The organism is Streptomyces sp. NPDC088817 (assembly GCF_044750345.1).
In the GTDB taxonomy this organism is placed as follows: domain Bacteria; phylum Actinomycetota; class Actinomycetes; order Streptomycetales; family Streptomycetaceae; genus Streptomyces.
Genome location: NZ_JBIVJN010000016.1, coordinates 204,457 through 226,932, shown reverse-complemented (window position 1 = coordinate 226,932; position 22,476 = coordinate 204,457). Strand labels below are relative to the sequence as shown.

Annotated in this window: 14 protein-coding genes, 1 tRNA gene, 1 pseudogene and 1 riboswitch; of the genes and pseudogenes, 7 read left to right on the top strand and 9 right to left on the bottom strand. The window is 73.7% G+C overall.

Annotated features, from left to right (window positions below; translation table 11 throughout):
- Positions 1–354: 354 nt before the first annotated feature.
- Complete coding sequence (locus ACIP4X_RS27445; RefSeq protein WP_358731891.1) at positions 355–918, bottom strand: MarR family transcriptional regulator; 564 nt, start codon at positions 916–918, stop codon at positions 355–357.
- Between the two features lie 182 nt (positions 919–1,100).
- On the opposite strand from ACIP4X_RS27445, the gene ACIP4X_RS27440 reads away from it, so the two are divergent.
- Entirely contained in the window at positions 1,101–2,372 is a 1,272-nt protein-coding gene (locus ACIP4X_RS27440) for an MFS transporter (protein WP_391459034.1), read from the top strand.
- A 54-nt stretch (positions 2,373–2,426) separates the two neighbouring features.
- Here the strand turns inward: ACIP4X_RS27440 and ACIP4X_RS27435 are convergent, their stop codons facing one another.
- Positions 2,427–4,121: a SpoIIE family protein phosphatase gene (locus ACIP4X_RS27435; RefSeq protein WP_391458869.1), complete on the bottom strand. Its 1,695-nt coding sequence runs from the start codon at positions 4,119–4,121 to the stop codon at positions 2,427–2,429.
- Between the two features lie 235 nt (positions 4,122–4,356).
- Entirely contained in the window at positions 4,357–5,733 is a 1,377-nt protein-coding gene (locus ACIP4X_RS27430) for an NAD(P)/FAD-dependent oxidoreductase (protein ID WP_358731895.1), read from the bottom strand.
- A 397-nt stretch (positions 5,734–6,130) separates the two neighbouring features.
- Here ACIP4X_RS27430 and ACIP4X_RS27425 point away from each other — a divergent pair, with 397 nt between their 5' ends.
- Together ACIP4X_RS27425 and ACIP4X_RS27420 are read left to right on the top strand one after the other, a co-directional pair.
- A complete protein-coding gene (locus tag ACIP4X_RS27425) occupies positions 6,131–6,898 on the top strand; it encodes a helix-turn-helix domain-containing protein (protein ID WP_358731897.1) in 768 nt (255 codons plus the stop codon).
- Between the two features lie 182 nt (positions 6,899–7,080).
- Positions 7,081–9,333 (top strand): sigma-70 family RNA polymerase sigma factor, encoded by a 2,253-nt coding sequence (locus ACIP4X_RS27420; protein WP_391458871.1) that lies wholly within the window; start codon positions 7,081–7,083, stop codon positions 9,331–9,333.
- Here the strand turns inward: ACIP4X_RS27420 and ACIP4X_RS27415 are convergent.
- A complete protein-coding gene (locus ACIP4X_RS27415; RefSeq protein ID WP_391458873.1) occupies positions 9,320–11,419 on the bottom strand; it encodes an asparagine synthase-related protein in 2,100 nt (699 codons plus the stop codon). The two genes, ACIP4X_RS27420 and ACIP4X_RS27415, sit on opposite strands and share 14 nt — an antisense overlap.
- A gap of 677 nt (positions 11,420–12,096) precedes the next feature.
- On the opposite strand from ACIP4X_RS27415, the gene ACIP4X_RS27410 reads away from it, so the two are divergent.
- From ACIP4X_RS27410 to ACIP4X_RS27395, 4 genes are all read left to right on the top strand, one after another.
- Entirely contained in the window at positions 12,097–13,521 is a 1,425-nt protein-coding gene (locus tag ACIP4X_RS27410; protein ID WP_358731903.1) for an MFS transporter, read from the top strand.
- A gap of 95 nt (positions 13,522–13,616) precedes the next feature.
- The gene (gene lhgO / locus ACIP4X_RS27405) at positions 13,617–14,837 is read left to right on the top strand and encodes an L-2-hydroxyglutarate oxidase (protein ID WP_391458876.1); all 1,221 of its coding nucleotides are present in this window, start codon (positions 13,617–13,619) and stop codon (positions 14,835–14,837) included.
- Positions 14,838–14,905: 68 nt separating this feature from the next.
- Positions 14,906–15,751: a tRNA (guanosine(46)-N7)-methyltransferase TrmB gene (gene trmB, locus ACIP4X_RS27400; RefSeq protein WP_358731907.1), complete on the top strand. Its 846-nt coding sequence runs from the start codon at positions 14,906–14,908 to the stop codon at positions 15,749–15,751.
- Positions 15,752–15,770: 19 nt separating this feature from the next.
- Positions 15,771–17,195, top strand: a complete 1,425-nt coding sequence (locus ACIP4X_RS27395) for a PrsW family glutamic-type intramembrane protease (RefSeq protein WP_391458878.1) — start codon at positions 15,771–15,773, stop codon at positions 17,193–17,195.
- Between the two features lie 58 nt (positions 17,196–17,253).
- Here the strand turns inward: ACIP4X_RS27395 and ACIP4X_RS27390 are convergent.
- The 5 genes and pseudogenes from ACIP4X_RS27390 to ACIP4X_RS27370 all read right to left on the bottom strand — a co-directional run.
- Positions 17,254–17,721: pseudogene (locus ACIP4X_RS27390) on the bottom strand (aldo/keto reductase); the annotation flags it as partial.
- 25 nt (positions 17,722–17,746) lie between these two features.
- Complete coding sequence (locus tag ACIP4X_RS27385) at positions 17,747–18,787, bottom strand: M23 family metallopeptidase (protein WP_358731911.1); 1,041 nt, start codon at positions 18,785–18,787, stop codon at positions 17,747–17,749.
- An 11-nt stretch (positions 18,788–18,798) separates the two neighbouring features.
- A riboswitch (cyclic di-AMP (ydaO/yuaA leader) is annotated at positions 18,799–18,956 on the bottom strand.
- A gap of 244 nt (positions 18,957–19,200) precedes the next feature.
- Positions 19,201–19,274 (bottom strand) — tRNA-Met (locus ACIP4X_RS27380).
- Positions 19,275–19,324: 50 nt separating this feature from the next.
- Positions 19,325–20,455, bottom strand: coding sequence for a dihydrofolate reductase family protein (locus tag ACIP4X_RS27375; RefSeq protein ID WP_358731913.1), 1,131 nt, complete (start codon positions 20,453–20,455; stop codon positions 19,325–19,327).
- A 123-nt stretch (positions 20,456–20,578) separates the two neighbouring features.
- Positions 20,579–22,369 (bottom strand): amino acid permease, encoded by a 1,791-nt coding sequence (locus tag ACIP4X_RS27370; RefSeq protein WP_358732133.1) that lies wholly within the window; start codon positions 22,367–22,369, stop codon positions 20,579–20,581.
- Positions 22,370–22,476 lie beyond the last annotated feature (107 nt).

The following is a 22,476-nucleotide window of genomic DNA, read 5'->3' as shown; positions in this document are numbered from 1 at the left end:
TCCCTTTCCGGCGGTTCCGACTCTATCAGATCCTTTTCTCGGCCTGACCCCCAGTCAGCGGGGTTTGCCTTCCCGGCTGTTGGGCCGTTCCGACGTCCCAAACCTTAGCGGATTCCCTCGGCGTTTCCCAATCGGGCCCTTCGGGCGCCGGATCAAGATCGGCGAGCCCACTCGAAATTGAATTCGGACACGCCGAAAACAATCCCGGATGGGAGATCGTGCTGGTGGTTTGGGTGCCGCTGGTGCGGCGGAGGTGTCGTCGCAGAACCCTTACGGCCCCGCGGCAACCCGGAGAACATTACGGATCCGGCAGGCGACTGTCAAGCGTCCCGGCCAGGTGTTCTCGCAGAGTTCTCAGTCGAGGTCGCTGAGCCGTCCGCCGGCGTCCGGCTGGGCGTGCTCCACGCGGCGAAGCAGCCTGATCAGCACCTCGCCGAGGGCCGTGCGCTCGGACGGGGAGAGGTCCTGGAGGAGGTCGCCCTCGAAGACCGTGGCCAGTCGCATGACCTCGAGCCACTTCTCGCGGCCCTCGGACGTCAGCTCCACGATGACCCGGACGCGGTTGGCCTCGTCGCGCTCCCGGGTGACCAGCCCCTCGGCCACCATCCGGTCGATGCGGTGGGTCATCGCGGCGGGAGTGAGGCCGAGACGCTTGGCGAGGTCGCTCGGACCCAGACGGTAGGGAGCGCCGGACAGGACGAGGGCCTTCAGCACCTCCCAGTCGGCGTTGCTGATGCCGAGCGCCGCGGTCTGCCGGCCGTAGGCCACGTTCATCCGGCGGTTCAGCCGGGACAGCGCGGAGACGATCTGCTCGACCTGGGGGTCGAGGTCCTGGAACTCGCGCTGATAGGCGGCGATCTGCTCTTCGAGCGCAGGCTCGGTGCCGATGCCGTCGATGCCGCCGGGGGTGTCGCCCATGTCCGCAGTATGGCACGGGACCGCTTGGCGTTGAAGTCCTTCCAGGTGTACTGTTTAGCATCGAACTTTAGCTTCGAAGTCTTCAGTTCTAACTACTGACCACTTCAAGCAACCTTCTGTCCACCACTTGCTACCTAGCCGCATTAGAGAGGGTGAACGTGACCAGGGCGATGGGCGCAGCGATGCGCCGGATCCACGTGGGCAACGCACTCAGCGCGTTCGGGCTCGGCTTCACCGTCCCCTACCTGTACGTCTATGTGGCGCAGGTGCGGGGTCTCGGAGCCATGACGGCGGGGATCGTCCTCGCCGTCTTCGCCGTGGCCGCGCTGATCGTGCTGCCGTTCGCCGGTCGGGCGATCGTGCGGCGCGGCCCGCTGCCGGTCCTGCTCGCCGCCCTGGTCACGGCCGCGCTCGGCGCGCTGAGCCTGGGGCTGGCGGGCGGGGCCGGAGCCGTGCTGCTGTCGGCGGCGGCGCTCGGCGCGGGGCAGGCCGTGACGCAGCCGGCGCTGGCGACGATGATCGTGGACTGCTCGACGGCGGAGACACGGTCGCGGGCGTTCGCGATGCAGTTCTTCCTGCAGAACCTCGGGCTGGGCGTGGGCGGCCTCATCGGGGGGCATCTCGTCGACACCACCCGGGTCTCCTCCTTCACCCTGCTGTTCGCGATCGAGGCGGCGGTGTTCCTGCTGCTGGTCGCGCTGATGGCGACGGTGCGGATGCCGCACTCCCCGCGGATCGCCGACGATCCGGCGGAGGCGGGAAGCACGGCGGGGACCGGCTGGCGGCAGCTCGTCGGCAACCGCGCGATGGTGCAGCTGTGCGGGCTGGGCTTCGTGCTGTTCTTCGCCTGCTACGGGCAGTTCGAGTCGGGCCTGAGCGCGTACGGCGTGGAGGCCGCCGGCATCGACACGTCGACGCTGGGGACGGCGCTGGCCGCGAACACGCTGATGATCGTGGTGGCGCAGTTCGCCGTGCTGAAGTTCGTGGAGCGCCGTCGCCGGTCGCGGGTGATCGCGGCCGTGGGGCTGATCTGGGCCGTGGCGTGGGCCGCGGCGGCGTACGCGGGGCTCGGGCACGGCAGCCGGGCGATGGCCACGGCCGCGTTCGTCTCGACGTACGCCCTGTTCGGGCTCGGTGAGGCGATGCTGTCGCCGACGGTCGCGCCGCTGGTGGCGGATCTCGCTCCGGAGGGGATGGCCGGGCAGTACAACGCGGCCTTCGCCCTGGTGAAGCAGCTCGCGCTGGCGCTCGGCCCGGCCGCGGGCGGCCCGCTGGCGGCCTCGCTGCCGGGGCCGTACGTGGTGACGTTCCTGGTGTTCTCGCTCCTGATCACCGTCCTGGCGCTGCGGCTGGGCCGTGGGCTCAGTGCGGTGCAGGACCATCCGTGGGCCGCGCGCAGCCGCGTGGTCGCCCGGGGCGGGGTGGCCGCGGAGCCGGTGGGCGCCGAGGCGTGAGCCCGCGCCCGTCCGCCGGGGTACGGGTCCCCGCGCCCCGGCGGACGGTCCGTGTCAGCGCGGGCCCCGTCGGCCCGCCGCGCCCGGCAGGATGAACTCGCACCAGACCGCCTTGCCACCGCCCGGAGTTCTGCGCGCACCCCAGCTGGTGGCGATGGTGGCGATGATGGCGATGCCGCGGCCCGACTCGTCGCCCGGGCCGGCGCGGCGGCGCCTGGGCAGGTGGTCGTCGCCGTCGGTGACTTCGACGATGAGCCGGCGGTCGGTGCGCCTGAGCCGCAGCCGCATGGGCGGGGTGCCGTGCTGGAGGGAGTTGGCGACCAGTTCGCTGGCGGCGAGGACGCCGAGGTCGTGCAGCTCGGGCGGGAAGCGCCAGCTGGCGAGGACGCCCGACGCGAACGCACGCGCGCGTGGGGCCGCTTCCACTCCGCCGAGCAGTTCCAGTGCCGCGTTGCGGAACAGTTCGCCGTCCGGGCCCGTGCGGGCGGGGTGCTGGAGGACGAGGACGGCCACGTCGTCGTCGTGGTCGGCCTGCACACCGGCCGAACGGACCAGGCGGTCGCAGACCACCTGCGGGGAGCCGGTGGCTCCGGCGAGCGCGCGTTCCAGTGCCGCGATCCCCTCGTCGAGGTCCTCGTCGCGGCGTTCCACCAGGCCGTCGGTGTAGAGGACCGCGGTGGAGCCGGGGCCCAGCGGGACCGACCCGGAGGCGTGCACCCAGCCGCCCGTGCCGAGCGGCGGGCCGGTGGGCTCGTCGGCGCGCAGCACGGTGCCGTTCTCGTCGCGGACCAGGATCGGCAGGTGCCCGGCGGAGGCGTACACCAGGCGGCCCTCGTTCGGGTCGTGGACGGCGTAGACGCAGGTGGCGATCTGGTTGGCGTCGATGTCGGCGGCGAGGCCGTCAAGGAGTTGCAGGATCTCGTGCGGGGGCATGTCCATGCGGGCGTAGGCGCGGACGGCGGTACGCAGTTGGCCCATGACCGCGGCCGCGCGCACGCCTCTGCCCATCACGTCGCCGATGACCAGTGCCGTGCGGCCGCCGCCGAGGGTGATGACGTCGTACCAGTCGCCGCCGACCGCGGCCTCCGTGCCGCCCGGCTGGTAGGTGGCGGCGATGCGCAGGTCGTCGGGCTGCTCGAGCACCTGGGGCAGGAGGGAGCGCTGGAGGGTGACGGCGGTCTCACGCTGTCGGCGCTCGCTGGCGCGCAGTCGTTCGGCGGCGTCGGCGTGGTCCGTGACGTCGGTGGCGAAGACCAGGACCCCTCGCCCGTCGCGGTCGTCGCGGTCGTCGCCCTTCGGTTCGGCGACCGGGGTGCACGTGAACGTGTAGGAGCGGCCGTCGGGTGCCTTGCGGGACTTCAGGGTGCGGGACCTGCCGCTGCGCAGCACCTGGTCCAGGAGCGGCAGCAGGCCCAGTTCACGCAGTTCGGGCAGGGTCTCGCGGGCGGGTCCGCCGAGCGGGCGCACGCCGAAGGCCGCCGCGTAGGCGTCGTTGACGTAGGCGATGCGGTGGTCGGGGCCGTGGACGAGGGCGACGAGGGCCGGAACGCGGTCGAGGACCTCGCGTGCGGGGAGTTCGTCGACGGCGGGCACCGGCGCTGTCTCGTCGGTCAGTTGTTCGCCGCGGGCCGCGGGTACGGTGCCGTCCGCCCGCCGGTCCGCGACGGTCGCGAATTCGGGCCGCGCCGCCGCGCGGCGCTGCGTTCCGGTGATGCCGGGGAGCCGGGCGCTCCAGCGCGTGAAGTTCACGAATCCTTGCCTCGTGTCGTCGTCTCAGGCCGGCTCCGGGCCCGGGCCGGGGGTCAGGCGCCGCGCGGCGGTGACCGCACATTCTTACCGTCCCGGGGGTGCGGGGCGGCGGGAATGCGTCATCCGTGCCGGGCGGGCGGGTGCCCGTCCTCGGCCGCGGGCCGGTTGGGCGGTGTGGCCGACCGCGCCGGCATCCGTGGGACGCCGGGGCGTGCGGCGGAGTTCCCCGGTCCGGTCAGGACGACCCTTTCGGGTTGATGTTCGGGTCGAGAGGATGCTTTCCACCGGCAGCGAGTTCGAACTCTGCCCGGGGGTGTTCGAGTGAACCCAGGGAGACGATCTCCCGTTTGAAGAGTCCCGCCAGCATCCATTCGGCGAGCACCCGGGTCTTGCGGTTGACCGTGGGCACCCGGCTCAGGTGGTAGGCGCGGTGCATGAACCAGGCGGGGTAGCCCTTCAGTTTGCGCCCGTAGACCTGCGCGACGCCCTTGTGCAGTCCGAGCGAGGCGACCGAGCCGGCGTACTTGTGCGCGTACGTCTCCAGGGGTTCGCCGCGCAGCGCGTGGCCGATGTTGTCGCCCAGGACCCTGGCCTGGCGGACCGCGTGCTGGGCGTTGGGGGCGGTCAGGCCGCCCGGCTCGTCGGCGGTGACGTCGGGTACGGCGGCGGCGTCGCCCGCGGCCCAGGCGTGTTCGACGCCCTCGACGGTCAGCTGGGCGGTGCACTTCAGGCGGCCGCGCTCGTTCAGCGGCAGGTCGCTGGCGGCGAGGATCGGATGCGGTTTGACGCCCGCGGTCCACACGACCGTACGGGTCGGGAAGCGCTGCCCGTCACTGAGGACGGCGACGCGGTCGGCGCACGATTCGAGGCGGGTGCGCAGGAGGACCTGGATGTTGCGGCGGCGCAGTTCGGTGACCGTGTAGCGGCCCATCTCCTCGCCGACCTCGGGCAGGATGCGGTCCGAGGCCTCGACGAGGATCCACTTCATGTCCTCGGGCTTGACGTTGTGGTAGTAGCGGGCGGCGTAGCGGGCCATGTCCTCCAGTTCGCCGAGCGCCTCCACGCCCGCGTAGCCGCCGCCGACGAAGACGAAGGTGAGGGCGGCGTCGCGGATCGCGGGGTCGCGGGTGGAGGAGGCGATGTCCATCTGCTCGATGACGTGGTTGCGCAGCCCGATGGCCTCCTCGACGGTCTTGAAACCGATGCCGTAGTCGAGCAGCCCCGGGATGGGCAGGGTGCGCGAGACGGAGCCCGGGGCGAGGACGAGTTCGTCGTACGCCAGCTTCTCGGTGCCGCCGGTCTCCTCCGTGGCGAGGGTGGTGAGGGTCGCGGTGCGGTGCGCGTGGTCGACGGAGGTGGCCTCGCCGACGATGATGCGGCAGCGGTCGAGGACGCGGCGCAGCGGGACGACGACGTGCCGGGGGGAGATCGCGCCGGCCGCGGCCTCGGGCAGGAACGGCTGATACGTCATATAGGGATCGGGCGTGACCACCGTGATCTCGGCCTCGCCCCGGCTGAGCTCCTGTTTCAACCGCCGCTGCAGGCGCAGGGCCGTGTACATCCCGACGTAGCCGCCGCCGACAACGAGAATGCGCGCACGTTCCTTCACCATCCCATGACGCACCCGACTCTCTCGTTTGTCCACAGCCCCGGCGAATTGTGTGACCGTCGGCCGCGGCGGCGCGGGGTTGGCCGAATTGGCGTTGTGCGGTGGAAGCGCGCAGGTCAGTAGGTGTGCGCCGGGAGGATGGAAGGGGGCACAATACGGACATATGGGGCCCGTACTCCGATCGGGGGGCGCTCCGTGCGGAACCTGCCCCTTCTGAATTGACGGCCTCTCAACTATGTTCGTGTGTCGACGGGGTGTGGGGGATGTGATCCGAGCGAGCCCGCCGAGCACCACCTGATCTCGGGGGCGGGCCCGATCGTGCGTGATCCCGTTCCGCGCGCTCCGGAATCAGGGACGGGGAGAGTCTCCGGGGGGAGACGTCATTACCGGGGGATCACTTATGCACATTCAGGGCACTCATTGGTCCACCGCGTCAGCCGTGGCGCCCGGTGGCGGCGCGATGGGCGCCACGGCGGGCAGCGCGCGCGGGGACGAGCCCCGGCCGGGCCGGACGGCGCCGCTGCGCGTGGACGCTCAGCGCAACCTCGAGCACGTGCTGCGGGCTGCCCGCGAGGTCTTCGGCGAACTGGGGTACGGCGCGCCGATGGAGGACGTGGCGCGGCGCGCGCGGGTCGGCGTCGGCACGGTGTACCGGCGTTTCCCGAGCAAGGACGTCCTGGTGCGGCGGATAGCCGAGGAGGAGACCTCCCGGCTGGCCGACCAGGCGCGGGCCGCGCTCGGTCAGGAGGACGAGCCGTGGTCGGCGCTCTCCCGCTTCCTGCGGACGTCGGTGGCCTCCGGTGCCGGGCGGCTGCTGCCGCCGCAGGTGCTGCGCGTCTCGGTCACCGAGGACCGGGCCGACCTCCGGGTGCCGCAGCAGCGCGTCCAGCCGGGCTCCGGGGAGCTCAGGCTCGTGCCCGACGGCGCGGGGCCCGCGTCCGGCGCGGCGGAGGACGACGCCGGGGCGGCGGCGCTGCTCGAGGTCGTGGGCCGGCTGGTGGAGCGGGCGCGCGCGGCGGGCGAACTGCGGCCGGACGTGTCGGTGTCGGACGTGCTGCTGGTCATCGCGACGGCCGCCCCCGCGCTGCCGGACGCGGCGCAGCAGGCCGCCGCCTCGGCCCGGCTGCTGGACATCCTGCTGGACGGGCTCCGTTCGCGGCCCGCGTGAGCCGTGTCCCCCGTGTGAGCCGTGCCCGGCCGGCCTCCCCGTACGGGTGAGGACGGTGCCGAAACGCGACGGAACCCCACGGACGAGTGGAGGTTCCCCGCGGCCGGGGCCCGGTGGCGGTCGGTGTGGGAGTCTGGCCCGGTGATCGGGACGGTCTGGCCGACAACGGGGGCGTTTGCGCGATGAGCGTTGACGGGCGTGGCGACGGCGTCGACGACGGCGGGCCACGGGCGGACGGGCCGGACACCCCGCAGGTTCCGGCCCAGGGCGGACCGTCCGGGACCGAGCGCGGCACCGGGCGGGCCGAGGGTGGCACCGGGCGGGCCGAGGGTGGCTCCCGGGCACAGGGCGGCGTACCGAAGCAGGGAGGCGGACCGGCGCAAGGCGGTTCCCCGACGCGGGGATCAGCGGCGCAAGGCGGTCTACCAACGCGGGGATCAGCGGCGCAGGGCGGCGTACCGGCTCAGAGCTCGACGGCGCAGGGCGGCAGCCCGACGCGGGGCGGTTCCCCGACGCAGGGCTCGACGGCGCGGCACGGGGTACCGACGCAGGGCTCAACTGCGCAGGGCGGTGTGCCGCTGCAGCGCGAGTGGTTCCGTGAGAGCACGGTGTCGTCCGCCGCGGGGGCGCCGGCCTCGGCGGACCTGCCGCCGTCCGACGCCGAGCTGATCGGGCGGGTGCGTGCGGGCGAGGACAGCGCGTACGAGGAGCTGTACCGGCGCCACGCCGATGCCGTACGCCGGTACGCGCGCACGTGCTGCCGGGACGCCCACACCGCCGACGACCTGACCGCCGAGGTGTTCGCCCGGGTGCTCCAGGCGGTGCGCGGCGGCTCCGGCCCCGAGCACGCCGTACGCGCCTATCTGCTCACCACGGTCCGGCGGGTCGCCGCGCAGTGGACCAGCACCGCCCGGCGTGAGCAACTGGTCGACGACTTCGCGGTGTTCGCCGCCCAAACCGCGCGGGCCGCGGAGCTGTCGGACGACGCCCCCGGCCCCTTCGGAGCAGGCCTGGACCTCGGCGCCGACGTGCGCGCGATGCACGAGGCCGAGCAGTCGATGGCCATGCGGGCCTTCCGCTCGCTGCCCGAACGGTGGCAGGCCGTGCTGTGGCACACGGAGGTCGAGGACGAGTCGCCGAGCGCGGTCGCCACGCTCTTCGGGCTGGACGCCAACGGCACCCGGGTGCTGGCCAGCCGGGCCCGGGAGGGGCTGCGGCAGGCCTACCTCCAGGCCCACGTCAGTGCCTCCCTCACCGCCGACGAGGAGTGCGCCCGGTACGCCGACCGGCTCGGCGGTTACGCCCGCGGCAAGCTGCGCACCCGTGCCGAGCGGGGACTGCGCAAGCATCTGGAGGAGTGCGCCAGGTGCCGGCTGGCGGCCACCCAGATCGCCGAGGTCGCCGGCGGCATCCCGGCCGTGGTCCCGGTCGCCGTCATCGGCTGGTTCGGCGCCGCCGGGTACGCAAAGGCGCTCGGCATCGTCGCCGGCGGCGCGGGCGCGGCGGGAGCGGCGGGCGCCGCGGGTGCGGCGGGTGCGGCGACCGGTGGTTCCTCCGGTGGCGGGGGAGCGGTGGCCGCGGAGGGGCTGGGCGCGCCGGTGAAGGCGGGGATCGCGGCCGGTGTGGTCGCGGTCGCCGCCGCGGCGGTCGCGCTCGCGCTGGTCGGCCGGGAGGCCCCGGTCGGCAGGCCGGAGGCGCGGCCCGTCGCGTCCGCCCCGGTCGTCGAGGCCCCGCGGCCGCCGAAGCCGACGTCTCCTCCCCCGCCCGCGCCGGCCCCGGCGCCCGAGCCGCCGAAGCCGGCCGCGAGCCCTGCCCCGAAACCGACACCAGCACCGAAGCCGACCCCGAGCGCCAAGAAGCCTCCGGCGCCTCCCGCAGCGGCGGCCCCGGCCCCCACGGCCGCCCCCACACCGGCGCCCGAGCCGTCACCGGCACCCACGCCGACGCCCACCCCGACCGAAGAGCCCGCGCCCACCCCCACCCCGACTCCCCCGCCCGAGCCCGTCGTCTTCCCCTGGAACGAGCTGAAGTACGACCTCACGGGAGACGGCACCCGCCCCGAGATGCGGATCGGCGCGAGCAGTTGGGTGTGGCAGCGCCACAGCCCGTCGATCGCCGGCCAGCGGTACGCGCACGGGGTGACCGTGCACGGCAGGTCGTCCGTCACCGTCGACCTCAACCGCGAGTGCTCCGCCTACGACGCCGTGGTCGGTGTCGACGACCTGACGGCCGGACTCGGCCGGGTCTCCTTCTCGGTGTACGCCGACGGGGTCCCGCTGTGGAACTCGGGGACGATCGCGGGCGGTGACCCGGCCGTCGCCGTCCATGTGAGCCTCGCCGGCCACCGGACCGTACGGCTGGTCGTCGAGCCGCACAGCGCCTTCGACACCGCGGCCCTCGCGGACTGGGCCGAGTCGCGGTTCACCTGCCGGTAGGGCTCGGCCGGCCGCCGGAGGCCAGCGCGCCCCGCTGCGGGGCGATGCCCGCCGGCACCGCGCGGGCACGCGCGGGCGTGCCGGTCCAGCAGGTGCCGCGGCGGGACAGCAGGCGCCGCAGCCACAACTCCAGGGACACCAGCTCCGCCAGGCCGTCCAGCGGCAGCGGTTCGCCCTGCGACGCCGCGCGCAGGGCCTTGCGGACCACCCGGGCCTCGACCAGGCCGGCCTCGGCGAGCAGGGGGGTGGCGAACAGGTCCACCAGGTCGTTGACGGCCACGCGCAGTCCGGTGCGGGACGCCGCCGCGGCCGAGGCGTGCGAGGGAGCGCCCCAGCCGGGGGGCAGGTCGCCCACTCCGGCGCCCTGGAGCACCGTCCGCAGGATCGCCGCGCGGGCGCCGGGCTGCACCCGCAGGGCCTCCGGCAGGGCGCGGCAGGCGCGCACGACCTGGTTGTCGAGGAAGGGCGTGTGCAGCCGCTGGGAGCGGACCTCGGCCGCCTGCTCCAGCACCCGCAGGTCCGCCGCGTGCCGGGCGAGGGCGGCACGCGCGCGGTAGTCGCCCGGCCGCTGCCCGGGACCCACTCCCGAACGGTGGGTCGCGCCTTGGAGGCGAACCGATACTTCAGCCAGTGCCTCCCCGGTCAGCCACCGGGCCGCGGGCCCGGGTCTCGCCCAGGTGAGTGCGGCCAGGGAGGCCCCGACGGTGCCCGCGGGCTCGTCGAAGCGGCGGTGCAGCAGCCGTTCGGCGAGCAGGTCGAGCCCGGCCCGGTAGGGCGTGCGCGACAGCCGCCGCGCCGCGCCGTACACGCGCGCGGGGACCATGACCGAGCCGTCGGCCTTGGCGAGCGCGGCGACGGGCCGGACCAGATGGCGGCGCTTGCGGTCCATCAGCAGGTCGGCCAGGCGCGCGGGGTGGGCGTCCAGGACCTGCCGGGCGCCGTGGCCGGTGAAGTGGTCCGCGCTGCCCGCCGCGAGCCGTGCGCGGTGCCGTGCCGCGGCGACCAGGGACGGGCCGGGTTCGTCGGTGAGGGGGCCGTCCAGGTCGGCGTAGGGCAGCACGTCCTCGCCGCCGGTCACCACCACGTGGTGCAGACGGGGGTTGGCCGCGAGGGTCCCGGCGCGTTCCAGTTCGGCCTCGCGTCCGGTGGCCGTCAGGTCGTTGAAGGTGACCGCGAGCAGGCGCTCACCTGCCCCCGTGCCGTGGCCCAGGAGGGTGCCGGGGCGGCCCGGCAGCCCGGCGGCCAGCAGCGCGAGCGTGCCCGAGGCCGATCCGCCGGACAGGTCGGCCCCGATGCCCGGCACCGGCATCCCGCGGGCCGCGCGGCGCTCGGCGGGGCCCATGCCGGGCACCGGGCCCGGGTCGATGTCGGGGACGTGCCGCGGCGCGGCCAGACGGGCGCGGACGGCTTCCACCAGCGCGTCGCGCACCGCGCCGACCGCGCTGTCCGGGTCGGCGGGCGGCGCGGCCACCGCGAGCGAGGCGACCGGTTCGTAGCCCGTGACCTCACGCGCTCCCGCACGCAGGATCAGCGCGTGGCCCGGCGGAATGCGCCGTACGCCCTCGTAGGGCGTGGAGTCGTCCAGCGCGGCCGGTACGTCGGGGGCGGCCAGCAGGGCGGCCAGGTGCCCGAAGTCGAGGTTGGCCTCGACGAGGTCGGCCAGCGGCAGCGCGGCCGTCGCGTACGCCGTGCCCCCGGCCCACGGAGTGTGGAACACCGGGCGGGCGCCGGCGAGGTCGCCGCAGACGGTGACGCGGCGGTCCACCTGTACGACGGCGGTGTAGCTTCCGGGCCAGGCCGTCAGATGCCTGAGCGCGCCCCCGCGCGCGGCGAACAGACCGAGCCGCAGCTGTTCGTCGGTGGCCCCGCAGATGCCGAGCACAGCGATCCTCGTCCGGGCGTCGGCCTGCACCACGCGGATCTCGTCAGGACGCCAGTCGCCGACCGCCCACAGCGGGTCGGGGTCGCCCCACAGGAGCTGGGAGCCCACCGGGTGCAGGGTCTGGCCGTCGTGGCCGGTGGCGCCCGCGCCGCCGGTCCCGATGGCGCCCGCGGCGGTGCTGCTCCACCCCACCAACCACCGCATCGAAGCCTCCACCGCCTGTGGGCAACCAGTGCACCGCAACGAACCGGGTCACCATGCTGCCACGAAGGAGGCGCGCCGGAGGGGAGGCGGAGCCGCCTTCGGTGCGGGGTGCGCGCCCCTGCGCGCCTGGCCCGGCGGTGGCGAACGCCCGTACCGCGCAAGGCCACTGCGACTCGAATGCGCCCCCCGATGCGCTCCCCGCAACACCCTTCGCGCCCTCAACTTCCATGGTGGGGGCGGTAATTCGGCGGTGGCACACAGGGTCGATTTTCGGCCAATTCCGCGCCATGGGGACACGCGTGCGCACGCTCCGTACCCGCGCCGCGCGGACAACACGCAGTCCGGGAGGCGGAGTTCGCCCCCCGGACCGTTCCGCCACCCGCGGGGATGAAGGCGGCGGTGTCCCCCAGCCCACTGGATCCAGTACAGCGGGCCGACCCACGCAGGACCATGGAACCGCTCCCCCCGTGGCCGGAGAAGAGCGCACGCACGGGCGCACGGCCACACAACAGGTGCACGCCGCAACCCTGCGTGCAGGGCCCGCACTTGAGTGCGGGCCACAATCCCGCCATCCGGAAGAATGCCCCTTAACGCTTGGGATGCGGCGAACTACGCTGGGTTTACGAATGCCGCGTGGTTATGCCAGCGCGACAGCCGTCTGTGTCGAGGGGTGGCTCATGTCCAGGGAGCAACGCGGGCCGAACGAAAAGCTCGGCGCCGTTCTCGCCCTCGCGGGAATCAGCAACGCAGGCCTCGCGCGGCGCGTCAACGACCTCGGCGCCCAGCGCGGGTTGACACTTCGCTACGACAAGACCTCGGTGGCGCGCTGGGTTTCGAAGGGGATGGTGCCGCAGGGTGCGGCGCCGCACCTCATCGCGGCCGCCATCGGGCAGAAGCTCGGCCGCCCGGTGCCGCTCCACGAGATCGGCCTGGCGGACGCGGATCCCGCACCCGAGGTGGGCCTCGCCTTCCCCAGGGACGTGGGCCAGGCGGTGAAGTCGGCGACGGAGCTGTACCGGCTCGACCTGGCCGGCCGCCGGGCCGGCTCCGGCGGCATCTGGCAGTCGCTCGCCGGGTCGTTCGCGGTGAGCGCGTACGCGACGCCCGCCTCGCGCTGGCTGATAACCCCGGCCGACAGTTCGGTGGCGCGCGAGGCGGGCCCTGCGGAGGCCTCCGGCGCACCGGTCAAAGTCGGCCACAGCGATGTGCGGAAGCTGCGGGAGGCCGCCGAGGACGCCAGGCGCTGGGACTCCAAGTACGGAGGCGGCGACTGGCGTTCGTCGATGGTGCCGGAATGTTTACGCGTGGAGGCCGCGCCCCTGCTGCTCGCCTCGTACTCCGACGAGGTCGGCAGGGCGCTGTTCGGCGCCTCGGCCGAACTGACCCGGCTCGCGGGCTGGATGGCCTTCGACACCGGCCAACAGGAGGCCGCCCAGCGCTACTACATCCAGGCGCTGCGCCTGGCCCGCGCCGCCGCCGACGTACCCCTCGGGGGCTACGTCCTGGCGTCCATGTCCCTCCAGGCGACCTACCGCGGCTTCGGCGACGAGGGCGTCGACCTCGCGCAGGCGGCCCTGGAGCGCAACCGTGGCCTGGCCACCGCCCGCACCATGAGCTTCTTCCGGCTCGTCGAGGCACGCGCCCACGCGCGCGCGGGCGACGCCCAGGCGGCCGGCGCCGCCCTCAAGGCGGCCGAGGGCTGGCTGGAACGGTCCCGCGACGGGGACAACGACCCGTCCTGGCTCGGCTTCTACGGCTACGACCGGTTCGCCGCCGACGCCGCCGAGTGCTACCGGGACCTGAAGGCACCCCGCCAGGTCCGCCGCTTCACCGAGCAGGCGCTGTCGAAGCCGACGGAGGAGTTCGTCCGCTCCCACGGCCTCAGACTGGTCGTCTCGGCCGTCGCCGAACTGGAGTCCGGCAACCTGGACGCGGCCTGCGAGCAGGGCGTGCGGGCCGTGGAGGTGGCCGGGCGGATCTCCTCCGCGCGCACCACGGAGTACGTCAAGGACCTCCTGCACCGGTTGGAGCCCTACAGCGACGAGCCCCGCGTGGTCGAGCTGCGCGAACGGGCCCGCCCGCTGCTGATGACCACCGCCTGAGCCCGACCGCTCCCCGCGCGGCCGGACACCCCGGCCGCGCGGTTCCACCGCCTCGAGGGCATTGTCAGTGGCGCAGTGCACTATCGAGGCGGGAGGTGGAGCAGGTGCGGCCGGACATCGCTTACGACTGCGACGTGCTGGTGATCGGAGGTGGCATCGTCGGCCTGTCGACGGCGTACGCGATCACGCGCGCCGCGCCGGGCACCCGCGTGACCGTGCTGGAGAAGGAGCAGGGCCCGGCCCGGCACCAGACGGGACGCAACAGCGGGGTGATCCACAGCGGGATCTACTACCGGCCGGGCTCGCTGAAGGCACGGTACGCGGCGGGGGGCGCCGCCGAGATGGTCAAGTTCTGCGCGGAGTACGGCATCGCGCACGAGGCGACCGGCAAGCTGATCGTGGCGACCGGACGGGACGAGCTGCCGCGGCTGCACGCGCTGGTGCAGCGCGGCCGGGAGAACGGCATTCCGGTGCGCGAGCTGGGCCCGGCGCAGATCGAGGAGTACGAGCCGGAGGTCCGCGGACTGGCCGCGATCCACGTGGGGACGACGGGGATCTGCGACTTCACGGCGGTCGCCCGGCAGCTCGCGCGAGCCTCCGGCGCCCGGATCCGGTACGGGGCCCGGGTGGTGCGGGTGGACCGCCGTCCGGAGCTCGGGGTCGCCGTCCTGACCGGGAGCGGCGAGATCGTCCGCGCGCGCGTGATGGTCAACTGCGCGGGGCTGTACTGCGACGAGGTGGCACGGATGACCGGGGACGACCCGGGGGTGCGGATCGTGCCGTTCCGCGGGGAGTACTACGAGCTGGCGCGGCCGGAGCTGGTGCGGGGGCTGGTGTACCCGGTGCCCGATCCGGCGTTCCCGTTCCTCGGGGTGCATCTCACCCGCGGGGTCGACGGCGGTGTGCACATCGGGCCCAACGCGGTGCCCGCGCTGGCCCGCGAGGGCTACGGCTGGGGGACCGTACGGCCGCGGGAGCTGGCGGGCACGCTGGGCTGGCCCGGATCGTGGCGGATCGCCCGCCGGCACTGGCGGTACGGGGCCGGGGAGCTGCGGCGTTCGGTGTCGAGGGCCGCCTTCACCCGGGCGGTGCGCCGGCTCGTGCCCGCCGTGCGGGAGGACGACCTGGTGCCGGCCCCGGCCGGGGTGCGGGCGCAGGCCGTCCTGCGCGACGGCACGCTGGTGGACGACTTCCTGATCCGGGAGGGCGCCCGGACGGTGCACGTGCTCAACGCGCCCAGTCCCGCGGCGACCGCCTCGCTGCCGATCGGGCGCGAGGTGGCGAGGCGGGCCCTGGCCGTGCTGGCGGCGGCATGAAGGGCACGCCGGGCCCCGTCGGCCTTGACGACCGCTTCGTGCCGGTCCCCCGTAAAATCGTTCCCACTGTGACTGACTCGCTGAACACCCCCCAGGCTCCCGCTCCCGGCGAGCTGCCCCGGCACGAGCCCGGAGTGTCCCTGCGGCACACCCGGGCCAAGGGGGAGCCGCGTTTCCCCGACGGGCCCAGGGCCGATCCGGCCGGCTCGCACTTCGAGCGGCGGATCCGCAGCTTCCAGCCGCGCCGGAGCCGGGTGACCGCGGGCCAGGCGGACGCGTTGCAGCGGCTGTGGTCCACCTGGGGGCTGGACATCGACGGGCAGCGGGTGCTCGACCTCGCCGAGCTGTTCGGGAACACCCGCCCGGTGGTGCTGGAGATCGGCTTCGGCATGGGCGAGGCCACCGCCCGGATGGCGGCCGCCGACCCGGACACCAACATCCTCGCCGTCGACGTGCACACCCCCGGCCAGGGCAATCTGCTGAGCCTCGCCGACGGGCACGGACTCGGCAACGTCCGCGTCGGCAACGGCGACGCGATCATCCTGCTGCGCGAGATGCTCACCCCCGACAGCCTCGACGGGCTGCGCGTCTACTTCCCCGACCCCTGGCCGAAGAAGCGGCACCACAAGCGGCGGCTGATCCAGCCGGAGTTCCTGACGCTGGCCGCCACCCGGCTCAGGCCCGGGGCGCTCGTGCACTGCGCGACGGACTGGGAGCCGTACGCCGAGCAGATGCTCGACGTGCTGACGGCGCACCCGGACTTCGAGAACACCCGGCCCGACGGCGGTTTCGCGCCACGTCCCGGCTTCCGGCCGCTGACCCGTTTCGAGGGCCAGGGACTGGAGAAGGGCCATGTCGTGAACGATCTGCTGTTCCGCCGCGTACCCCGGCCGGAAGACCAGCAGCCTCAGTGACCTCGTGAGGGCCGATGCCGTGGCCACCTGCCCCCCGTACCCGACACCTCCCGGCGCTACCGGCGCTCCCGGCGGCACGTCCCGCCAGCCGCACTGGTGGCAGCGGCGATGGGTCAAGTACGGCGCCCTCGTCACCCTGCTCGCCCTCTCCGGGCTCGTCATCCTCGCCCTGGTGCGCCGGCAGACCGGCACCGAGGGCTTCCTCGTCGGGCTCGGGCTCGCGGTGCTGCCCGTACCGCTGCTGACGGCCGCCTTCCGCTGGCTGGACCGGGTCGAGCCGGGCCCCTGGCGGAACCTGGTGTTCGCGTTCGCCTGGGGCGCCTGCGCGGCGGCCCTGATCGCGATCGTCGCGAACAGTTTCGCCACGCACTGGATCGCCACGGCGACCGCCGACCCCGACGGCGCCGACACCCTGGGCGCGACGGTGATAGCGCCGGTCGTGGAGGAGTCCGCGAAGGCCGCCGCCGTCCTGCTGGTCTTCCTCTTCCGCAGACGTGACTTCACCGGCATCGTCGACGGGGTCGTCATCGCCGGCGTGACCGCGACCGGGTTCGCGTTCACCGAGAACATCCTCTACCTCGGCAACGCCTTCGGCGCCGACCAGCTCACCGGTGACCGTGGCATCGCCTCCGTCACCGCGGCGACCTTCTTCGTCCGCGTCATCATGTCGCCGTTCGCGCACCCGATGTTCACCGTGCTCACCGGCATCGGCTTCGGCATCGCCGCGATGTCCTCGGACCGCCGCCGGCTGCGGCGCCTGCTGCCGCCCCCGGCCGGACTGCTGCTCGCGATGGGCATGCACGCCCTGTGGAACGGCTCGGCGACCTTCGGCGAGTACGGCTTCTTCGCGGTCTACGCCGCCATCATGGTGCCCGCCTTCGGGCTGCTGACCTGGCTGGTCGTGTGGACCCGGCAGCGCGAGCTGAGGACCGTGCGCGAGGAACTGCCCGCGTACACGGCCGCGGGATGGCTCACCCCGGCCGAACCGTTCGCCCTGGCCTCCATGCGGGCGCGCCGACTGGCCCGCGACCACGCCCGGCGCCACCTCGGCAGGCAGGCGGCGCGGACGGTCGCCCGGTACGAGGCGTACGCGACCTCGCTGGCGTTCCTCCGGCACCGCGGGCGCCTTGGGCGGGCCGGTGCCGACTTTGCCGTACGGGAGCGGGAACTGCTGCACGAGCTGTGGCGCAGGCGGGAGGTGGCGCAGCCCGCGCTGGACCACGCGGCCAGGATGACGACGCCCACAGCCGCGCCCCCCTGGCCGGGGTACGCGGTGCACGGGGTCTACGGGATGCACGGGGTGCACGCGCAGTCGCTCGGGTACGGATCGTACGGACCGGCGACGCCGTATCCCTACGGTCCGGCGTACGGCTCGGCGACGCCCCACCCCTATGGCCCGGCGGTGCCGTATCCCTCGTACAACCCTTACCGGACCCCGTCGTAGGTACTCCCGGGGACGGGGGTCACGCCGACGCCCGCGTCAGCTTCCCGAGTTCGTCCGCGGTCTCCAGGTGCTTGGCCGCGCCCTGCGCCCGCGCGCTGTCCACCGTCGTACCGGGCCGGTACTTGCCGGTCAGGAACCCGGAGGCGAGCGCGAAGTAGGGGACGACGGCCAGGCCCGACCGTTCGGCGACGCTCCGCAGACCGTCTTCGTAGGTGTCGCGCGAGACCAGGTTGTAGTGCGGCTGGAGCGCCACGTACCGGGCGAGGCCCTCGCGCTCGGAGAAGTCCAGGGAGGCCCGGAGGCGCTCGGGCGAGATGTTGGAGGCGCCGATGTGCCGCACCTTGCCCGCCCCGACCAGTTCGTCGAGCGCGCCGATGATCTCCTCGACGGGGACTTCCGGCTTGTCGAAGTGCGTGTAGTACAGGTCGATGTGGTCCGTGCCCAGGCGCCTGAGGGAGGCGTCGGCCGCGGCCTTGATGTTGGCGGCGCTCAGCCCCAGGTGGTCGGGGTGCTGGCACGGCCTCGTCGGCGGTGGGACCGGTCCGTGTCCGTCAGGGGGTGAGGCCCCTGTCGCGCAGCCACGCCATCGGGTCGATCCCGGTGGACTGGCCGCCCGGGTGGACCTCCAGGTGGAGGTGGGGCCCGGTGACGTTGCCGGTGGCGCCCACGCGGCCGATCACGTCGCCCGTGCTGACCTGCTGGCCGACGCTGACGCTGATCGACGACTGGTGGCAGTACCAGAGCTCGGTGCCGTCGTCGAGGGTGAGGATCGTGCGGTAGCCGTAGGCGCCGGCCCAGCCGGCCTCGGTGACGGTGCCGGTGTGGATCGCCTTGAGCAGGGTGCCCGTGGGCGCGGCGAAGTCGAGGCCCGTGTGGTAGCCGGAGGACCACATGGAGCCGGCCTGGCCGAAGGTGGAGGTGAGCGTGTACGAGGAGGTCGGCAGCGTGTACTGCTTGGCCAGCTCGGCCAGCCGCGCCTCCTCGGCCTTCTGCGCGGCCTCCTCCTCCGCCTTCTTCTTCTTGGCGGCGGCCTCGGCCTCGGCCGTCTCCCGCGCCTTGGCGGCATCGGCGGCGGCCTTCTTGGCGGCGGCGGCCTGGGCGTCCGCCTGGGCCTTGGCCTCGATCTGCACCTGCTGCTGCTCGGCCTGCGCCATGATCCGGTTGCGCAGCACCTCGCCGGCGTCCGAGGTGCCCTCCTGCTGGGTCTCGGCGGCGGTCACGCCGATACCGCTGAGCGCGGTGGCCGAGCCCTCGGGGGCGGCGTCGGAGTTGTCGTCGAACAGGGAGCCCACGGAGGGCAGGTCGGGCAACGAGATGGACACCGGCGGCTTGGCGCTGTTGGCACTGGCCATGCCGCCCGCGCCGACGGCGGCGATGACGCCGACACCGAGAACGGTGGAGCTGCGGGCGAGCCCGCCGCCGCGCTGCTTGGCGACGCGGTGCCGGCCGCGCACGGGACGGAGGGACTCCGCGCTCGGGTTCCACTCCTCCCAGGGGCCCTCATCGGCGCTTCGGCTGTCGTAGCCGAAGGTCTCGCCGTGCTGGCGGCTCGACGCGAACGGGGCTTCCGGGGCAGGCGGGTTGGACGCCACGAAGGCGCACTCCTTTCCTTCCGTCTCGCCTACCGGGTTAGCTGACGGGTTCGGAGCGGGAAGGTCTCCTACGCGCGTAAACAAGCCGTGCTGACACGGAAGTTACGCTCGATTCACCCCAAAGTAGGTGGTTCCCCGGTTCCCTTGCGGGATTCGGCGTGCGCGCACGGAGCCGCCTCTTGTGACGGCTGGGACGACCGTGCTGCGTTATCGAACGTTAATAGACGCGAGCCCCTGATTCCAAGCCGTTCGGCTTGATCACTCAACCTTCCGGCCCGACCTTACGGTCCATGAGCACCGAAACTCGGGCGAGTCGACCGCACTTTCCGGAGGACTTGAGACGAGCGCCCGTGGATCCGTGAAAACACTCAGGGCCGGAATCCATGAATCGAATTCCGGCCCTGAGTCTTCAGTAGCGGGGACAGGATTTGAACCTGCGACCTCTGGGTTATGAGCCCAGCGAGCTACCGAGCTGCTCCACCCCGCGTCGTTGTGTCACCAGTATATGTCATCCGGAACGCCGCTCGCACCAACCCCTCAGCCGAGCAGATGCCGGTTGGGTTCCGTGGCCCTCTCCTCGAACTCCGGCACCACGACGACGACCGCGCCGCCGGCCGCCAGCACCCCGGTTCCGTCGGCGCCCTCGACGAACGTGTCCGGCTCCCGCCACGCCGTCACCACCCGCCGCACCCCGGCGTCCAGAATCAGCCGGGCGCACGGACGCGGCCGGGAGGCGCGGCGGGCGCACGGCTCCAGGCTGCTGTACACCGTGGCGTCCGGCAGCCGCGGATCCGCCGGGTCGACCTTGGCCAGCGCCGCCTCCTCCGCGTGCACGACCGGGTCGTCCCCCTCCCGCGAGTAACCGCGGGCGAGTTCGGTCCCGTCGGCGGCGACCACCACGGCGCCCACGCTGAACGCGGTCCGGGACGGCGGGCACTGGGCCGCCAGTTCGCAGGCGATCCGGAGCCAGTGCCGGTCCGCGGGAGCGGCGCGGCCGGCGGTGCCGGGGGCGGTGGGCTCGTAGCGCACGAGGACGACGTCCTCGATGGTCCGCGTCTCCACCAGCCGCAGCCGGCCGCCCTGGTAGGTCCCGGGCCCGAACAGCCGGGGCGCGTCGGGGTCCCCCACGAACAGCGGGGCGAGCACGAGCTGCACCTCGTCCGCGAGTTGCTGCCGCAGCAGCTGGGTGTGGACGGTCCCGCCGCCCTCGACCATGAGCCGGCGCACCCCGCGTACGTCGTGCAGGTGCTCGAGCAGTCGGGCCCAGTCGAGTTCGGCGCCCAGCGGCACGACGTCGGCGGCCAGGCCCGTGCGCCGCAGCCGCAGCGCGCCCTCGTCGGTCGTGTAGAGGACCTTCTCGCCGCCGGTGTGCCAGAAGGGCGCCCCGGGGTCCAGCTCGCCGGAGGCGCTGACCGCGACCTTCAGCGGGTACTCCGGCCTTCCGGCGGCGCGGCGGGCGGCCCGCCGCTCGGGCGAGTTGACCAGCAGCCGCGGGTTGTCGGCCCGCAGGGTGCCGGCGCCGATGAGGATCGCGTCGGCCGACGCCCGCACCTCGTCGACGCGGTCGAAGTCGGCGGGGCTGGAGAGCAGCAGGCGTTCGGGGCCGGTGTCGTCCAGGTAGCCGTCGAGCGAGACGGCGGCGGACAGCAGGACGTACGGGTGGGGCATCGACGCCCTCTCTCTCGGCGACGGGCTCGCCTCCAGTGTGACCGACGCCGCCGACCGCGGACGTGGCACCACCGTGCCGGGAGCGTACCCGGGGCGGGCGGGCCGCCCATCGGTCGGTGCGGGTCAGTGATCGAGGCTGATGCGGAACCGCAGCCGGCAGATGACGGCGTCGGTGTGGCGGCGCAGGGCGCGGTCGAGGACCGCGCCGCGCTGGTTCTGCAGCAGCCGCAGCCAGGGCCTGGGCAGATGTGTCTCCGGGATGAGGACGACGATCCGGCACTGCCGCTCCTGGGCGGCCAGCGCGCGCACATGGTCGACGACGGGCCGGGTCAGGGACCGGGTGCGGCTGTGCAGCACGGTGAGGGGGACACCGGGCTGCCAGGCGTTCCAGGCGGCGTGGACCTCGTCGGCGGAGGGGGCGGCGCGGTCCTCGGGATGCACGACGGTGACGGCGCGGACCTCGTCGCTCAGTGACAACGCGGCGCTGATGGCCTCGCTGGTGAGCAGGTTGACGGCGCCGACGGGAACGACGACGACCGAGTGGCGCGGCGCGGGCCGTGCGGGGACCTCGCCGAGGTGCAGGGCCGCGCCGATGCGCTGGTAGGTGCGGTGCACCGACTCGAACGCGGCCACCAGGACGGTGACCGCGGCGAAGACCAGCCAGCCGCCCTCGCCGAACTTCGACACCAGTTCGATGACCAGCGCCGCGAAGGTCAGCAGTGCCCCGAGGCCGTTGACGGTCGCGCGCCACCGCCATCCGGGACCCCGGTCCAGGTGCCAGTGCCGGACCATGCCGGCCTGGGAGAGGGTGAATCCGATGAACACGCCGATGGCGAAGACCGGCACCAGTTTCTGGGTGTCGCCCTCGGACACGACCAGCAGGACCAGGGCGGTCGCGGCGAGCACGACGACGCCGTACCGGTAGACCTGCCGGTCGGCCCGCAGTCCGAAGACGTGCGGCAGATGGTTGTCGCGTGCCAGCAGGGAGGTCAGGACGGGCATGCCGCCGAAGGAGGTGTTGGCCGCCAGCGCGAGCAGCGTCATGGTGGCGAACTGCACCACGTAGAAGCCCGCGTTGTGGCCCAGGGACGCCTCGGTGAGCTGTGCCAGGACGGTCTTGGTGCGGCTCGGTGCGACGTGGAACTTGCCGATGAGCAGCGACAGCCCGATGAGCATGGCGCCGAGCAGCGCCCCGAGCGCGACCTCGGTGCGCTGCGCCCGCCGGGCCCTCGGGGTGCGGAAGGTGGGGACGGCGTTCGCGATGGCCTCCACGCCGGTGAGCGCCGAGCAGCCCGAGGCGAACGCCCGCAACAGCAGCAGGACTCCGACCGCGGAGACGGCCGAGGCCGTCGGATGGACGGGCGGGACCGCCGGTGTCCGCCGCACCAGCCCGGCCACGACGACAGCGGCGATCGCCACGACGAACACCACGGTGGGAGCGATCAGCACCTTGGCGGACTCGGCGACCCCGTAGAGGTTGACCGCCGTGATCAGCCCCAGCACGATCACGCACAGCAGCACCCGGTCGCCGTACAGGACGGGGAAGGCGGAGGTGAGCGCGGCCACGCCGGCGGAGACCGACACGGCGACGTTCAGCACGTAGTCGATGATCAGCGAGGCGGCGGCGACCAGACTGACCCGCCGGCCCAGATGGCGTCCCGCGACCGCGTACGCGCCGCCCCCGTTGGGGAACGCGGCGATCACCTGCCGGTAGGAGAACGTCAGAGCCGCCAGCAGCACCACGATCGCCAGCGTGACCGGCAGCGTGAACCCCAGTCCCCGGCTGCCGGCCGCCGCCAGCACCACCACGATCGCCTCCGGCCCGTAGGCCACCGAGGCGAGCGCGTCCAGGGACAGCGCGGCCAGCCCCTGCGGCACCGTCAGCCGGTCCCGCTCCTGCCGTCTCAGCGCGATCCGCCCGGCAAGGCGGCGCCGCCCCGCGTCCTCGGCACTCGTGCCCACGACTTCACCCGCCCTCACGTCGCCTTCGCCACCCAAGAGGCAGGATCTCCCGCAAAGCG

Coding starts and splice junctions, on each gene's coding strand:
- ACIP4X_RS27430 (WP_358731895.1), bottom strand. CDS start 5,733: ATGGTGAAGGAACGTGCGCGCATTCTCGTTGTCGGCGGCGGCTACGTC.
- ACIP4X_RS27440 (WP_391459034.1), top strand. CDS start 1,101: ATGCGCCGGATCCACGTGGGCAACGCACTCAGCGCGTTCGGGCTCGGC.
- ACIP4X_RS27425 (WP_358731897.1), top strand. CDS start 6,131: ATGCACATTCAGGGCACTCATTGGTCCACCGCGTCAGCCGTGGCGCCC.
- ACIP4X_RS27420 (WP_391458871.1), top strand. CDS start 7,081: ATGAGCGTTGACGGGCGTGGCGACGGCGTCGACGACGGCGGGCCACGG.
- ACIP4X_RS27415 (WP_391458873.1), bottom strand. CDS start 11,419: ATGCGGTGGTTGGTGGGGTGGAGCAGCACCGCCGCGGGCGCCATCGGG.
- ACIP4X_RS27445 (WP_358731891.1), bottom strand. CDS start 918: ATGGGCGACACCCCCGGCGGCATCGACGGCATCGGCACCGAGCCTGCG.
- ACIP4X_RS27410 (WP_358731903.1), top strand. CDS start 12,097: ATGTCCAGGGAGCAACGCGGGCCGAACGAAAAGCTCGGCGCCGTTCTC.
- ACIP4X_RS27375 (WP_358731913.1), bottom strand. CDS start 20,455: ATGCCCCACCCGTACGTCCTGCTGTCCGCCGCCGTCTCGCTCGACGGC.